This is a genomic window from Streptomyces cinnamoneus, from assembly GCF_002939475.1.
In the GTDB taxonomy this organism is placed as follows: Bacteria; Actinomycetota; Actinomycetes; order Streptomycetales; family Streptomycetaceae; genus Streptomyces; species Streptomyces cinnamoneus_A.
The window spans coordinates 5,447,870-5,465,418 of record NZ_PKFQ01000001.1 but is presented as its reverse complement, the minus strand read 5'-3'; the positions used below and the strand labels follow the sequence as shown (position 1 = coordinate 5,465,418).

Annotated in this window: 1 protein-coding gene; it reads left to right on the top strand. The window is 73.7% G+C overall.

The window, feature by feature from the left end:
• Nucleotides 1-264: 264 nt before the first annotated feature.
• On the top strand, nt 265-17,463 hold the full coding sequence (locus CYQ11_RS30005; RefSeq protein ID WP_205041823.1) for a type I polyketide synthase: 17,199 nt from the start codon (nt 265-267) through the stop codon (nt 17,461-17,463).
• Nucleotides 17,464-17,549: the final 86 nt, after the last annotated feature.

Here is a 17,549-nt window from a genome sequence, read left to right as displayed (position 1 = left end):
GTGTCCTGGCCCCTCGCCGGCCGCGGGCCGGCATCGGGCACGGCACCGGCGGGGGCCCGTGGCCGTACGGCCGGGGACGGGTTCCCCGCGCCGGCGGTCGCGAACACCCGGTACGGCCGGGAGCAGGACCCGCGCCGTCGGCCGCGACACCCCGCGCGGCCGACGGCCACCGCCGCGCGGTCACCGGCCGGGCAGTCCGCCCGGCGGTGACGGGCGCCAGGGGCAGCAGGACCACCACGACGACCAGGACCACCAAGGATCAGCATGAAAGCGGACGAGGCTGTCGCCGTTGTCGGAATGTCCTGCCGGTTTCCGCAGGCTCCCGATCCCACCGCGTTCTGGCGGCTGTTGACCGACGGAGCCTCGGCGGTCACCGGGGTGCCGGCCGGGCGGTGGACGCCGCCCGGGTCCGCGCCCGCCGCCGTCCGCCACGGCGGCTTCGTCGACGACGTCGACCGCTTCGACGCCGCCTTCTTCGGCGTCTCGCCCCGCGAGGCCGCGGCGATGGACCCGCAGCAGCGGCTGATGCTGGAACTGGCCTGGGAGGGCCTGGAGCACGCCGGCGTCGTCCCCGCCGACCTGGACGGCACCGCGGTCGGCGCGTTCCTCGGCGTGACGTCGCACGACTACGCCGAACTGTCCCGGGGCCGGCGCTCCCACCACACCCTGACCGGCACCCACCGGGCCATGGTCGCCAACCGCGTCTCGCACACCCTCGGCCTGCGCGGCCCGAGCGTGACCGTCGACGCGGCGCAGGCGTCGTCCCTGGTCGCGGTGCACATGGCGGTGGAGAGCGTACGCCGGGGCGAGTCCCGGTTGGCGCTGGCCGGCGGGGTGAACCTCAACCTGGTGCCGGGGACCGCCGCCGACATCGCCGAGTTCGGCGCGCTCTCGCCCGACGGCCGCTGCTACACCTTCGACGCGCGCGCCAACGGCTACGTACGGGGGGAGGGCGGCGGCGTCGTCGTCCTCAAGCCCCTGTCGCAGGCCCTCGCGGACGGCGACACGGTCTACTGCGTGATCGCGGGCAGCGCGGTCAACAACGACGGCGGCGGCGACTCGCTGACCACACCCGACGCCCGCGGCCAGGAGGCCGTCCTGCGGCTCGCGCACGAACGGGCGGCGGTCTCGCCCGCCGACGTGCAGTACGTGGAGCTGCACGGCACCGGGACGGCCGTCGGGGACCCGGTCGAGGCGCAGGCGCTGGGCCGGGTGTTCGGGCCGTGCCGGGGGGCGGGAGCGGAGGTCCGCCCCGTCGAGGTCGGCTCGGTGAAGACCAACATCGGGCACCTGGAAGGCGCCTCGGGCATCGCGGGGCTGCTCAAGACCGTCCTGGCCGTCCACCACCGCCACCTGCCGGCCACGCTCAACTTCGAGACCCCGAACCCGCGCATCCCCCTCGACGAGCTGAACCTCTCGGTCCGCACCGTTCCGGGCCCCTGGCGCACGCCGGAGGCCCGCCTGGTCGCAGGCGTCAGCTCGTTCGGCATGGGCGGTACGAACTGTCACGTCGTCCTCGCCGAAGCACCGGCGCGCACGGCCCCCGAGCCGCGGACCGGCGCCGAGGGGCCCAAGGCCGGGCTCCCGCTTCCCCTGACCCTGTCGGGGAAGACGGAGGCGGCGCTGCGGGACCAGGCCCTGCGGATGCGGGCGCATCTGGAACGCACCGAAGACGAGAAGCCAAGCGCGGGGCACGCGGCGGGGCACGACACGGAGCACATGGCGGGCCGGGAGGCCGCCCTGGCGGACGTCGGGTTCTCCCTCGCGACGACGAGGTCGCACTTCGAGCACCGGGCCGTGATCGTCGCCGACGACGCGGCCGCCGCGGAACGGCAGCTGGCCGCGCTGGCCTCCGGCGGGGTGGCGCCCGGCCTGGTCACGGGCGTCGCCCGGCCGGCCGGCAAGATCGCTTTCAGCTTCACGGGGCAGGGCGCTCAGCGTCTCGGCATGGGCCGGGAGCTCGCGGCCGCGTATCCGGCGTTCGCCCGTGCCTTCGACGACGTCTGCGCGGAGCTGGACCGGCACCTGGACCGGCCCGTCCGTGAGGTGATCGACGGGGACGACGAGCAGTTGCTGGAGCAGACGGTCCACGCTCAAGCCGCTCTGTTCGCGATCGAGGTGGCGCTCTTCCGGCTGTTCGAGGACTTCGGGCCGGCGCCGGACGTGCTGATCGGCCACTCGATCGGTGAGGTGGCCGCGGCGCACGTCGCCGGTGTGCTGTCGCTGCCGGACGCCGCGGCCTTCGTCGCCGCCCGCGGCCGGCTGATGCAGGCGGTGCGGGAGCCGGGCGCGATGGTGCTGCTGGAGGCCTCCGAGGACGAGGTCACGGACGCGCTGGCGCCCGGCGGCGACGCCACCGCCGGGATCTCCGTCGCCGCGGTCAACGGACCGGCCGCGACCGTCGTCTCCGGCGACGAGCAGGCCGTGCTCGACCTCGCGGCCGACTGGGAACGACGCGGCCGCCGGGCCAAGCGGCTGCGCACGAGCCACGCCTTCCACTCCTCTCACCTGGACCCGATGCTCGACGAGCTGCGCCGGGTCGCCGAGGGGCTCACCTTCCGGGCGCCGCGGATACCGCTGGTCTCCAACGTCACCGGGGCGCTGGCCACGGCCGAGCAGCTGTGCTCCCCCGAGTACTGGGTGCAGCACGCCCGCCGGACCGTACGCTTCCTGGACGGCGTCCGGTGCCTGGAGGACCAGGGCGTCACCACCTTCGTGGAACTGGGCCCGGACAAGGCCCTCACCACCCTGACCCGGGACTGTCTGACCCGGCCCGGCATCCTGGTCGGCGCCCTGCGCCGGGACCGCCCGGAGCCGCAGGCGCTGGTCACCGCCCTGGCCGAACTCCACGTGGCGGGTGCCGAGGTGGCGTGGGATGCGGCGTTCCCCGACGGCCGGCGGGTTCCGCTGCCCACGTACGCCTTCCAGCGCCGTTCGTACTGGATCGACCCGGCCGGACCGGGCGGAGACGCCGGCGACGGCGCCGTGGCCGCTCTGGTCCCGGCTGAAGCCGAGGCCGGAGCCGCGGAGTCGTCGTCGCCGGGTGAGGAAGAGCCGCGGACCGCGCGGGGACCGGCCGACCAGCCGCGGGCCCTGCTCGCGCTCGTCCGGCAGCACGCCGCGGTCGTCCTCGGGCATGACGGCGCCCTGTCCGTCGGCGAGGCGCAGACGTTCAAGGAGCTCGGCTTCGACTCGATCACGGCGGTCGAGCTGTGCGAGCGCCTGGGCGCGGCCACGGGCCTCAAGCTGCCCGGAACCCTGCTGTTCGACCACCCGACGCCCGTCGAGCTCGCCGCGCAGTTGCACCGGCGGATCCACGGCGAACCGGAGGAGGGAACGGCCTCGTCCACGGCCGCGGCGAAGGCACCGGCCGGCGAGGACGACCCGGTGGTCGTCGTCGGCATGAGCTGCCGCCTCCCCGGCGGGGTCCGCTCGCCGGAGGACCTGTGGCGGATCGTGGCCGGCGGCGAGGACGTGATCTCCGGCTTCCCGGCGGACCGGGGCTGGGACCTGGAGAGCCTCTACCACGCCGACCCCGGCCGGCCGGGCACGTCGTACACCCGCGACGGCGGCTTCCTTTACGACGCGGCCGAGTTCGACGCGGGCTTCTTCGGCATCTCGCCGCGCGAGGCGACGGCCATGGACCCGCAGCAGCGACTGCTGCTGGAGACGTCCTGGGAGGCCTTCGAGCGCGCCGGCATCCCGGCGGAGTCGCTGAAGGGCAGCCGTACCGGCGTGTTCGTCGGCGCCTCGTCGGCCGGTTACGCGGCGGGCGCCGGGGAGTCGGCCGAGGGCTACCAGCTGACCGGCAGCGCGGCGAGCGTGGCCTCGGGCCGCGTGTCCTACACGTTCGGCCTTGAGGGGCCGGCGGTGACGGTGGACACGGCGTGTTCGTCGTCGCTGGTCGCCCTGCACCTGGCGGTGCAGGCGCTGCGCAACGGCGAGTGCTCCCTCGCCCTGGCGGGCGGTGTCACCGTCATGGCGACACCCGGCATGTTCGTCGAGTTCTCCCGGCAGCGCGGCCTGGCCGCTGACGGACGCTGCAAGGCGTTCGCGGCGGCGGCGGACGGCACGGGGTGGGCCGAGGGCGTCGGCATGCTGCTCGTCGAGCGGCTGTCGGACGCCAAGCGCAACGGGCACAAGGTGCTGGCCGTGGTGCGGGGTTCGGCGGTCAACCAGGACGGTGCGTCGAACGGCTTGACGGCCCCGAACGGGCCCTCGCAGCAGCGGGTGATCCGGGCGGCGCTGGCGAACGCGGGGCTCGCGGCCGCGGACGTGGACGCCGTGGAGGCGCACGGCACGGGCACGACGCTGGGCGACCCGATCGAGGCGCAGGCGCTGCTGGCCACATACGGGCAGGACCGTGAGCAGCCCCTGCTGCTCGGCTCGGTGAAGTCCAACATCGGCCACACGCAGGCAGCCGCCGGTGTCGCCGGCGTCATCAAGATGGTCATGGCGATGCGGCACGGCGTGCTGCCCCAGACCTTGCACGTCGACGAGCCGTCGCCGCACGTCGACTGGGCCGCCGGTTCCGTCGAGCTGCTGACCGAGCGCGTCGACTGGCCCGAGACGGGTGCCCCGCGCCGAGCGGGTGTCTCCTCGTTCGGCGTCAGCGGCACCAACGCCCACGTGATCGTCGAGCAGGCCCCCGAGGTGGCCGAGCCCGCGGCGGACCGGATCGAGCTCCCGGCCGTTCCGTGGGTGCTGTCGGGCCACGGCGAGGCGGGACTCAGGGCGCAGGCCGAGCAGCTGCGTTCCTTCGTGGAGGGAGACCCCGCGCCGGACCCCGTCCGGATCGGGTGGTCGCTGGCCTCGACGCGGGCGACGCTGTCGCACCGCGCGGTGATCGTCGGCACGGATCTCGACGCCCTGATCCGCGGGCTGGACGCCGTGGCGAACGGAGAATCGCACCCGGGCGTCGCGCAGGCCCCCGCCGTTTCCGGCGACGTGGTGTTCGTGTTCCCGGGTCAGGGCTCCCAGTGGGCCGGGATGGCGCTGGAGTTGATCGACGCCTCACCCGTGTTCGCTGAGCGGATGCGGGAGTGTGCTGCCGCGCTGAGCGCCTTTGTCGACTGGTCGCTGCTCGACGTCCTGGACGACGAAGAGGCGCTGCGCCGGGTGGATGTCGTGCAGCCGGTGCTGTGGGCGGTGATGGTGTCGCTGGCGGAGCTGTGGCGTTCGTACGGGGTGGTACCGGCAGCGGTCGTGGGTCACTCGCAAGGTGAGATCGCGGCCGCATGTGTCGCCGGGGGTCTCTCGCTGGAGGACGGCGCCCGGATCGTCGCCCTGCGCAGCAAGGCCCTGCTGGCGCTCTCGGGCCAGGGCGGCATGGTCTCCGTGCCGCTGCCCGCCGACCGGCTGCGCGGCCGCGACGGCCTGTCCATCGCCGCCGTCAACGGGCCCGCTTCGACCGTCGTGTCGGGTGGCAATGACGTGCTGGACGCCGTCTTGGCCGAGTTCCCGCAGGCCAAGCGCATCCCCGTCGACTACGCCTCCCACTCCCCCCACGTCGAACAGATCGAAGCGGAGCTGGCCGAAGCACTCGCACCCGTCGCGCCCCGCACCGGTGACATCCCCTTCTACTCGACCGTCACCGGTGAACTCACCGACACAGCCGAGCTCGACGCGGCCTACTGGTACCGCAACCTCCGCCACACCGTCGCCTTCCAGCCCACCGTCGAGAAGCTGCTCACCCTCGGCCACACCGTCTTCGTCGAGGCCAGCCCCCACCCCGTCCTGACCGTAGGCGTCCAGGACACCGTCGACGCCACCGGCGCCCAGGCCACTGTGACCGGCTCCCTCCGCCGCAACGAAGGCACTGTGGAGCGCTTCATGCTCTCCCTCGCCCAGGTACACGTGTGCGGTGCGCGCGTCGACTGGCGGCCGGTCTTCGGTGACGTCCGGCCTGTGGAGCTGCCGACCTACGCCTTCCAGCGGGAACGTTTCTGGTTGGAGCCCGCCGTCGTGGATCCGGTCGACGCCGGGTTCTGGGACGCCGTGGAACGTGGGGACCTGGCGGAACTCGCCGCCACCTTGCAGGTCGACGGGGCCTCGCTGGGCGACGTCGTGCCCGCGCTGTCCTCGTGGCGCAGCCGGCGGCGTGAGGCGTCCGCCGTGGACACGTGGCGGTACCGGATCGGCTGGAGGGCGCTGTCCGGCCTGGGTGCCGGTGCTCCGGCCGGCACGTGGCTGGCCGTGGTGCCGGCGGGCGACGCGTGGTCCGTCGCATGCGGCCGGGCCCTTGCCGGGCACGGCGCACAACTGCGTATGGTCGAGGTGCCGGACGGTGCCGGACGCTCGGCCATGGCCGAGCTGCTCGCGGACGCCGCGGGGGCCGACGACGTCGCGGGCGTCGTGTCGTTCCTGGCCGTCGACGAGCGGGCGGCCACCGGGCACTCCGCCCTTCCGCGCGGGCTCGCGAACACGGTGGAGCTGCTGTGCGCGGCGGCGGCAGCCGGTGTCGACGCACCGCTGTGGTGCGTCACCCGGTCCGCCGTGGCCGCCGTCGACACGGATCCGGGGCCGAGCCCCGCCCAGGCCGCGGTCTGGGGCTTCGGCCGGGTGGCCGGGCTGGAGCGGACGGGGCGTTGGGGCGGGCTGATCGACCTGCCCGAGGTGTGCGACGCGCGGGTGGTGCAGCGGTTCGCCGCGGTGCTGGCCGCGGCGGGCGACGAGGACCAGGTCGCGGTCCGGCCCTCGGGGGTCCTGGGCCGGCGGCTGGAGCCCGCGCGCCCGGCCGGGCCGGCGGGCACGTGGCGTCCGCGCGGCACGGTGCTGGTCACCGGTGGCACGGGTGCGCTGGGCGGGCACGTGGCGAAGTGGCTGGCGCGGGCCGGGGCGGAGCATCTCGTCCTGCTCAGCCGGCGCGGGCCGGACGCCCCGGGCGCGGCCGCCCTGGAAGAGGAACTGACGGCTCTGGGTGCGCGCGTGACCATCGCGGCCTGCGACGTCACCGACCGCGCCGCCCTCGCCGGCGTGCTCCGGCAGACGGCGGACGAGCTGACCGCTGTGGTGCACCTCGCCGGGGCGGTGCAGTTCGGCGGCGCCATCGACGCGGACCTCGCCGAGTACTCCGACGTGTTCCGTGCCAAGGTCGTCGGCGCGGGGCTCCTGGACGAGCTCGTCGGCCACGAGGGGCTGGACGCGTTCGTCGTCTTCTCGTCGGCGTCGGCGGTGTGGGGCGGGGCCGGGCAGGCGGGGTACGCCGCCGCGAACGCCTACCTCGACGCACTGGTCCAGCGGCGCCGGGCCCGGGGCCTGCCGGGCGCCTCGGTGGCCTGGGGGGCGTGGGGCGGCAGCCTCGCCGGTGGGGACGAGGAGCGGCTGCGGCGGAACGGGCTGCGTCCGATGCCGCCCGAGGTGGCGGTCACCGCGCTCCGGCATGCGGCCGGGCCGGGCGAGCCCTGCCTGACCGTCGCGGACGTCGACTGGTCGACGTTCGCCCCGGTCTTCACGGCCTCCCGGCCCAGCCCGCTGATCGGTGAACTTCCGGAGGTGCGGAAGGCCCTGGACGGCACCGGCGCGATCGGTGGCCACGCCGGGCTGCGCGAGCGCCTCACCGGGCTGCCGGCGGCGGAGCAGGAGCGGGTGCTGACGGATCTCGTCCGCGAGCACGCCGCCGGCCTGCTGGGGCACCGCAGCCCCACGGCCGTCGATCCGACCGCGCCGTTCCGCGACCTGGGCTTCGACTCGCTCACCGCGGTGGAGCTGCGTACGCGCCTGAACGCGGCGACCGGCCTGCGCCTGCCCGCGACCTTGTTGTTCGACCACCCGACCTGCCGCGCCGTGGCCGGCCTGCTGCGCTCGGAGCTGCTCGGCCTGCCGGAGGCCGGGACGCCGGAGAGTGCGTCGACCGGGTCGTACGCCGCGGACGAGCCGATCGCGATCGTCGCGATGAGCTGCCGGTTCCCCGGGGACATCCGCTCCCCGGAAGACCTCTGGCGGCTGGTCGACGAGGGCCGCGAGGTGATCTCGGAGTTCCCCGACGACCGCGGGTGGGACGTGGACGGGCTGTACGACCCCGACCCGGACCGGGCCGGCAAGTCCTACGTGCGCGCCGGCGGCTTCCTCCACGACGCCGCCGAGTTCGACGCGGGGTTCTTCGGCATCTCGCCCCGTGAGGCCCTGGCGATGGACCCGCAGCAGCGGCTGCTGCTCCAGGCCGCGTGGGAGGTCTTCGAGCGCGCCCGGATCGCTCCGGACGCGGTGCGGTCCACCCGCACCGGCGTGTTCATCGGCGGCTGGACGCAGGGCTACCCGTCGGCGTCCGACGAGGCGTACGCCCTCACGGGCGCCGCGACCAGCGTGATGTCCGGGCGCATCGCCTACACCCTGGGGCTCCAGGGCCCGGCGCTGACGGTGGACGCGGCGTGCTCGTCGTCCCTGGTGGCCCTGCACCTGGCGTGCGAGTCGCTGCGGCGCGGCGAGTGCTCGATGGCGCTCGCCGGCGGTGTCACCGTGATGGCGACGCCGGCCACGTTCGTGGAGTTCTCACGGCAGCGGGGCCTGGCGGCCGACGGCCGCTGCAAGCCCTTCGCCGGAGCGGCGGACGGCACGGGCTGGGCCGAGGGCGTCGGCATGCTGCTCGTCGAGCGGCTCTCGGACGCCAAGCGCAACGGACACCAGGTGCTGGCCGTGGTGCGCGGCTCGGCGGTCAACCAGGACGGTGCGTCGAACGGCCTGACCGCCCCGAACGGGCCGTCCCAGCAGCGGGTGATCCGGGCGGCGCTGGCGAACGCGGGACTGGCTGCTGCGGACGTGGACGCGGTGGAGGCCCACGGCACCGGTACGACGCTGGGCGACCCGATCGAGGCGCAGGCGCTGCTCGCGACGTACGGGCAGGACCGCGAACAGCCTCTGCTGCTCGGCTCGGTGAAGTCCAACATCGGGCACAGCCAAGCTGCCGCGGGCGTCGCCGGGATCGTGAAGATGGTCATGGCGATGCGGCACGGTGTGCTGCCCCAGACCTTGCACGTCGACGAGCCGACGCCCAAGGTCGACTGGACCGCGGGCGCGGTGGAGCTGCTGACCGAGCGGACGGAGTGGCCGCAGGCCGGCCGGCCGCGGCGGGCCGGTGTGTCCGCGTTCGGCGTGAGCGGCACGAACGCCCACGTGATTCTTGAGCAGGCGCCGGAGGTTCCGGACGAGCCGGAGACCGAACGTGTCGCACCGGCCGCCGTGCCGTGGGTGCTCTCGGGTGACAGCGCTGCGGGGTTGCGCACCCAGATCGAGCGTCTGAGGTCCTTCGTGGAGGGCACCCCGGAGCTGGACCCGGTGGACGTCGGCTGGTCGCTGGCCTCGACGCGGGCGACGCTGCCGCATCGCGCGGTGGTCGTGGGGGCTGACCGGGAGGAGCTGCTGAGCGGTCTCGACGCGTGGGAGAGCGACGGCGCGGCGGAGCCGGGGCGCGGTGTGGTGTTCGTGTTCCCGGGTCAGGGTTCGCAGTGGACCGGGATGGCGCTGGAGTTGATCGACACCGCTCCGGTGTTCGCTGAGCGGATGCGGGAGTGTGCTGCCGCGCTGAGCGCCTTTGTCGACTGGTCGCTCTTCGACGTCCTCGACGACGAAGACGCACTGCGGCGCGTCGACGTCGTGCAGCCGGTGCTGTGGGCCGTGATGGTCTCGCTGGCGGAGCTGTGGCGCTCGTACGGCGTCACCCCCGCCGCTGTCATCGGCCATTCACAAGGTGAGATCGCGGCCGCATGTGTCGCCGGCGGTCTCTCGCTGGAGGACGGCGCCCGGATCGTCGCCCTCCGCAGCAAGGCCCTGCTGGCCCTGTCCGGGCAGGGCGGCATGGTCTCCGTGCCGCTGCCCGCCGACCAGCTCCACGGCCGCGACGGCCTGTCCATCGCCGCCGTCAACGGCCCCGCTTCGACTGTCGTGTCGGGTGGCAACGACGTGCTGGACGCCGTCTTGGCGGAGTTCCCGCAGGCCAAGCGCATCCCCGTCGACTACGCCTCCCACTCCCCCCACGTCGAACAGATCGAAACCGAACTGGCCGAAGCACTCGCACCCGTCACGCCGCGCACGGGCCAGGTCCCCTTCTACTCGACCGTCACAGGCGAACTCACCGACACAGCCCACCTCGACGCCCCCTACTGGTACCGCAACCTCCGCCACACCGTCGCCTTCCAGCCCACCGTCGAAAAGCTGCTCGACCTCGGCCACACCGTCTTCGTCGAGGCCAGCCCCCACCCCGTCCTGACCGTAGGCGTCCAGGACACCGTCGACGCCACCGACGCCCAGGCCACCGTGACCGGCTCCCTCCGCCGCAACGAAGGCGGACCGGGCCAGTTCCTCACCGCGCTGTCCCGTGTGCACGTCCGGGGCGTCGACGTGGACTGGCAGACGACGTTCGCCGGGCTCGGGGCGCGGGTGGTCGACCTGCCGACCTACGTCTTCAAGCGCGAGCGGTTCTGGGCGGCATCCAGCCGGGTCGCCCCCGGGACGGCGGGCTTCGATCACCCCTTGCTGAGTGCGGAGGTGCCGCTGCCCGACTCCGGGGGCGGCGTGCTGACCGGTGCGCTGTCCCTGGCCGGGCAGCCGTGGCTCGCCGAGCATGCGGTGTCCGGTGTGGTGATCTTCCCGGGTACGGGCTTCGTGGAGCTCGCCCTGCAGGCGGGGCTGCGGTTCGGCTGCGACGTGGTCGAGGAGCTGACGCTGGAGGGGCCACTGGTGCTGCCTGAGCGCGGCACCGTCGAGATCCAGGTGTCGGTGGCGGGGGGCGACGAGGAAGGGCGCCGTTCGGTGTCCGTCCACGCCCGTCGGGGCGAAGGCGAATGGTTCCGGCACGCGACCGGGTCGCTCGGTGTCGCCGACGCCGCCCCGAGTGCTCTTCAGGAGTGGCCGCCTGCGGGCGCCACGCGGGTGGAGACCGACGGGGTGTACGACGTCCTGGCGGAACGCGGTTACACGTACGGCCCGGTGTTCCGGGGCCTGCGGGCCGCGTGGCGCCGCGGCGACGAGGTGTTCGTCGAGGTCGCGGTGCCGGAGGCGGCCCGTGATGACGCGGGCCGGTGCGCGGTGCATCCTGCGCTGCTCGACGCCGCGCTGCACGGCGTCGGGCTGGGCGGTCTGATCACGGATGACGGCCGGGCCTACCTGCCGTTCTCCTGGACCGGTGTGGCCGTTCAGGGTGTCGGCGCCACGTCGCTGCGCGTGGTGCTGTCCCCTGTGGGCGCCGACGCGGTCACGCTTCGCGTGGCCGACGACGCGGGCGAACCGGTCCTGTCCGTGGACTCGCTGGTCCTGCGCCCCGTCACGGCACAGCAGTTGTACGACGCCCGTGGTGGTGTGGTCGATGCGTTGTTCCGAATGGAGTGGATCGAGCGCACCGGTATCGACCTGCACGGACCGGCACTGACACACCTCGCCGACCTGGCCCCGGACGCAGACGCCCCCGCATGGGTGCGCATCGACGGCCACAACCCCGCCGACGTCCTCACCGCCATACAACAATGGCTCACCGACCAGCGCTTCACCCACACCCGCCTGGCCGTCGTCACCCACCACGCAATCGCCGCCCTACCCGGCGAAGACATACCCGACCTCGACGCCGCCGCCGTATGGGGCCTGACCCGCTCCGCACAGACCGAAAACCCCGGCCGCATCCTCCTCATCGACCTCGACGACCCCACCACCCCCCTCCCCGACCTCACCACCGCCACAACAACAGGCGAAACACAACTCGCCCTCCGAGCCGGAACCCTCCTCACCCCCCGACTCGTCAAAACCCACCGCCACAACGACCCCGACCTCACCACCGGCACCACCCTCATCACCGGCGGCACCGGCACCCTGGGCACCCTCATCGCCCGCCACCTCATCACCAACCACAACGTCCGCGACCTCGTCCTCGTCAGCCGCCGCGGCGACACCGCACCCGGCGCAACCCAACTACGCACCGAACTCGAAACCCTCGGCGCACACGTCCGCATCCAAGCCTGCGACATCACCGACCACGACGCCCTCACCACACTCATCACCTCCCTCCCCGACCTACGCACCGTCATCCACACCGCCGCCACCCTCGACGACGCCACCCTCACCTCCCTCAACACCCACCGCCTCCACCACGTCATGGCCCCCAAAGCCAACGCCGCCCGCCACCTCCACGAACTCACCCGCCACCACAACCTCAACGCCTTCATCCTCTTCTCCTCCGCCGCCGGCATCCTCGGCAACGCAGGCCAAGCCAACTACGCCGCAGCCAACGCCACCCTCGACGCCCTCGCCACCCACCGCCACGCCACCGGACTCCCCGCCACCTCCATCGCCTGGGGCTTCTGGGAACACCGCAGCGAACTGACCACCGACCTGGACGACGTCCAGCTGTCCCGGATCTCGCGGTCGGTCGGCATGAGCCTGACCGACGAGCAGGGGCTGGAGCTCTTCGACGCGGCGCTGGCCACCGGCGAGGCGGTCGTGCTGGCCGATCCGCTGAACCTCCCCGCGCTGCGCGAGCAGGCGGCCGCCGGCACCCTGCCGGCCGTCCTGCGCGGCCTGGTCGGAACGCCGGTCCGCCGGGCCGTCCAAAGTGGCGGCGGTACGCCGGCCGGACTGCGGCACGAGCTGACCGGCCGGTCCGAGGCGGAACAGCAGCAGTACGTGCTGCGCCTGGTGCAGGAGCAGGTGGCGTCCGTCCTCGGTCACGTGTCGGCGGAGTCCGTCGAGGTGTCGCGGTCGTTCCAGGAGATCGGCTTCGACTCGCTCACGGCCGTCGAACTGCGCAACCGCATCAGCGCCGCCACCGGCGTACGGCTGCCCGCCACCGCCGTCTTCGACTACCCCACTCCCCGCGTCCTGGCGGAGTACGTACGGTCCGAGGCGCTGGGCACCGGGGGCGGCGTCGCCCCGGCCGTGGGCACGGCCCCGGCCGCGCTCGACGACGACCCGATCGTGATCGTCGGCATGAGCTGCCGCTACCCGGGCGGCATCGCCTCCCCCGAGGACCTGTGGCGGTTCGTGGACTCGGCTTCCGACGCCGTGTCCGTCCTGCCGACGGACCGGGGCTGGGACCTGGCGGCCTTGGCCGGGGCGAAGGGGGGCACCGGCACGTCGTCCACCCTGGACGGCGGGTTCCTCTACGACGCGGCCGAGTTCGACGCGGGCTTCTTCGGCATCTCGCCGCGCGAGGCGGCGGCGATGGACCCGCAGCAGCGGCTGCTGCTGGAGGCGTCCTGGGAGGCGTTCGAGCGCGCCGGCATCGCTCCCGACTCGTTGAAGGGCAGCAGGACCGGCGTCTTCACGGGCGTGATGTACCACGACTACGCCTCCTGGCTGCGCGAGGTCCCGGAGGACGCCGAGGGCTACCTCGGGACGGGCACCGCGGGCAGCGTGGCCTCGGGCCGCGTGGCCTACACGTTCGGCCTGGAGGGCCCGGCGCTGACGGTGGACACGGCGTGCTCGTCGTCGCTGGTGGCGCTGCACCTGGCGTGTGAGTCGCTGCGGCGGGGCGAGTGCTCCCTGGCGCTCGCGGGAGGCGTGACCGTGCTGTCGACGCCTCAGATCTTCGTGGAGTTCTCGCGGCAGGGCGGGCTCGCGACCGACGGCCGCTGCAAGTCCTTCGGGGCCGGTGCGGACGGTACGGGCTGGGCCGAGGGCGTCGGCATGCTGATCGTCGAGCGGCTGTCCGACGCCGAGCGCAACGGCCATCAGGTCCTGGCGGTGGTGCGGGGCTCCGCGGTGAACCAGGACGGCGCCTCCAACGGCCTGACCGCCCCGAACGGTCCCTCCCAGCAGCGCGTCATCCGGCAGGCTCTGGAAAGTGCGGGCCTGGCGCCGCAGGACGTGGACGCGGTCGAGGCCCACGGCACCGGTACGACGCTGGGCGACCCGATCGAGGCCCAGGCATTGCTCGCCACGTACGGCCAGGACCGCGAGCAGCCCCTGCTGCTCGGCTCGATCAAGTCCAACATCGGCCACACGCAGGCAGCCGCCGGCGTCGCCGGCGTCATCAAGATGGTCATGGCCATGCGCCACGGCGTACTCCCGCAGACCTTGCACGTCGACGAGCCCACGCCGCACGTCGACTGGACCGCCGGCTCCGTCGAGCTGCTGACCGAGCGGACGGAGTGGCCGGAGACGAGCGGGCCCCGGCGCGCCGGTGTCTCCTCGTTCGGCGCGAGCGGCACCAACGCCCACGTCGTGCTGGAGCAGGCACCGACCGGGGATGAGGCCGACATGGAGCGGAGTGAGCTGCCTGCCGTGCCCTGGGTGCTGTCGGCAGAGAGCGAGGTCGCGCTTCAGGCGCAGGCCGCCCGGCTCCGGTCGTTCGCGCACCGCAACCCGGAACTGGACCCTGCGGACGTCGGCTGGTCGCTGGTGTCGACCCGTGCCGCACTGTCACACCGCGCGGTGGTCGTCGGCACCAACCGCGACGAACTCCTCACCGGACTTGAGAACCTGACCGCCGGCGTCCCGGTGACAGGTGCGCTGGGCGTGCTCTTCACCGGGCAGGGCTCACAGCGGCTCGGCATGGGACGCGAGCTCTACGACGCGTACCCCGCCTTCGCCGCGGCCTGGGACGAAGTCTGCACCCAGCTGAACCGTCACCTCGACCGGCCCCTGACCGACGTCGTGTGGGGCGAGGACGCCGAACTCCTCGGCGAGACCCTCTACACCCAGACCGGACTCTTCGCCCTCGAAGTCGCGCTGTTCCACCTCGTCTCCTCCTGGGGCGTCAAGCCCGACTACCTCCTCGGCCACTCCATCGGCGAACTCGCCGCCGCGTACGTGGCCGGCGTGTGGTCACTGGACGACGCAGCGAAAATCGTCACCGCCCGCGGCCGCCTCATGCAGGCCCTGCCCACCGGCGGAGCCATGGCCTCCATCGCCGCCCCCGAAAACGACGTCCTCCCCCTCCTGACGGACGACGTCGCCATCGCCGCCGTCAACGGGCCCGAATCCACCGTCATCTCGGGTGACGCGGAAGCGGTGGAGGACGTCACCGGGATACTCGCCGCGCGGGGGGCCAAGACGCGACGCCTGTGGGTGAGCCACGCGTTCCACTCCCCCCGTATGGACGCGATGCTGGACGACTTCGCCGCCGTCCTCGACGAGGTCACCTTCCACGCACCCACCCTGCCCGTCGTCTCCAACCTCACCGGCACCCTCGCCGACGACGAGCTGCGCACCCCCCACTACTGGGTCCGCCACGTCCGCGAAACCGTCCGCTTCGCCGACGGGCTCGCCCACCTCCGTGACCTCGGCGTCGCGACGTTCCTGGAACTCGGGCCCGACGGCACCCTCACCTCACTCACCGACGGCGACGGCATCACCGCCCTCCGCCCCAACCGCCCCGAAGCCACCGCCGTCACCACCGCCCTCGGCAACCTCCACGTCCGCGGCCTCGACGTCGACTGGACCGCCGTCTTCCCCGGCACCCACCCCCGCATCGAACTCCCCACGTACGCCTTCCAGCGGGAGCGCTTCTGGCTGGAGCCGGCCGCCGACACCGAAGCCGCCAGCAGTGCCGTCGACGCCGCGTTCTGGGACGCCGTCGAGCGCGGCGACCTCGGCTCTCTGGGCATCGACGCCGACCAGCCGCTCAGTGCTCTCCTCCCCGAGCTCTCGACCTGGCGGCGTGCCCGGCAGGAGCAGTCGGTCATCGATTCCTGGCGCTACCGCCTCGGCTGGGCTCCGGTCCCGGCGGCGGCTGCCGAGGCGCCGGCACCGGCCGGCACCTGGCTGGTCGTCACCGGCGACGGTGAGCCGGAACCGTCGGTGCACGCCGACGTGGCCGCCGCCCTGCGCGCTGTCGGCGCCCACCCGCACGTCACGACGCTCAAGGACCTGGAGCCGGACCGGCTCCTGGACGACGGAGCCGCCCCGGTCACGGGCGTGGTCTCCCTCCTGTCCGTCGTCGACACGGTCTCCTTGGTGCAGGCTCTCGGCGCGGCCACCGTCGACGCACCCCTGTGGTGCGTCACCCGCGGCGCCGTCGCCGTCACCGACGACGACACGGTGGACCCCGACCAGACGACCCTCTGGGGCCTCGGCCGCGTGATCGCGCTGGAGCACCCCGACCGCTGGGGCGGCCTGATCGACCTGCCCGCGCGCCTGGACGAACGAGCCGGAGAGCTGCTCTGCCGGGTGCTCGGCGGATCCACGGGTGAGGACCAGGTCGCGGTCCGCTCCTCCGGTGTGTGGGGCTGCCGTCTGAGCCGGGCGACCCCCGTGCCGGACGGCGCGGCCGCACCCGGGTTCGGGGGTACCGCGCTGGTGACCGGCGGTACCGGTGCGCTGGGTGGCCACGTCGCCCGCTGGCTGGCGGGTACGGGCGTGGAGGAGCTGGTGCTGACCAGCCGGCGGGGGCCGGATGCGCCGGGAGCGCGGGAGCTGGCCGGGGAACTGGAGCGTGCCGGGGTCCGCGTACGGGCTGTGGCGTGCGACGTGGCGGACAAGGACGCGGTCGCCTCGCTCCTCGGCACGATCCCGGACCTCCGGGTGGTCGTGCACACCGCGGGTGTCCTGGACGACGGGGTGCTGGAGTCGCTGACGCCGGAGCGGGTCCGCGAGGTCATGCGCGTCAAGGCCGACGGCGCCCGCCACCTCGACGAACTCACCCGCGACCGCGACCTCGACGCCTTCGTCCTCTTCTCCTCGGCGGCCGCCACGTTCGGCAACGCCGGACAGGCCAGCTACGCCGCCGCCAACGCCTACCTCGACGGCCTCGCCCACCAACGCCGCGCCCAAGGCCGCACCGCCACCTCCGTGGCCTGGGGCGCCTGGGCCGGATCGGGCATGGGCGCGGGGCAGCGGTTGCTGCCGGGCATGCCTCCGGAGGCGGCCGTCGGCGCGCTGAGCCGGTCGCTCGCGGCCGGGGAGACGACGGTGATGATCGCCGACGTGGAGTGGGCGGGCTTCGGGGCCCGGTTCACCGGGCTGCGGCCGAGCCCGCTGTTGAGCGAGCTGCTGGGCGGCCTGCCGGCCGCGGCCGTCACTCCGGTGGAGCCCGCGGAGGAGCTGGCCGCCCGGCTGCGGTCCATGCCGCCGGCCGAACAGGAGCGTACGGTGCTGGAGTCGGTGCGTGCCCAGGTGGCGGCCGTGCTGGGGCACGCGAAGCCGGCTTCGGTGGATCCGGCACGGCGGTTCCTGGAGATCGGTTTCGACTCCCTGACCGCGGTGGAGCTGCGCAACCGGCTCGCCGCCGCGACCGGTCTGCGCTTCGCCGCCTCGGTGATCTTCGACTACCCGACTCCGGCGGCACTCGCCGGGCACATCCGGGCCGAGCTCGCCGGGGACGAGCGGACACCGCCCGCGCTCGACGAGCTGACCAGGCTGGAAGCGGCGCTGTCGGCCCTGTCGCCGAGCGACGCGGCCGGTGCCGAGGTCACCGCACGACTCCAGAGTCTGCTGTCCCGCTGGACGGACTCCGGAAGCAATGACGTCGACGTGGAAGTCGATTCCGCGACCGACGACGAAATATTCGATCTCATCGGCAAGGAATTCGGGATCTCGTGAATCGTCCGTCGAACGTGAATTCCCCGTCGAACGAGTTCAGTACCGCGTTGAGAGGGCAGCCTGCGATGTCGAAGTCGAACGAGGAC

Coding starts and splice junctions, on each gene's coding strand:
- CYQ11_RS30005 (WP_205041823.1), top strand. CDS start 265: ATGAAAGCGGACGAGGCTGTCGCCGTTGTCGGAATGTCCTGCCGGTTT.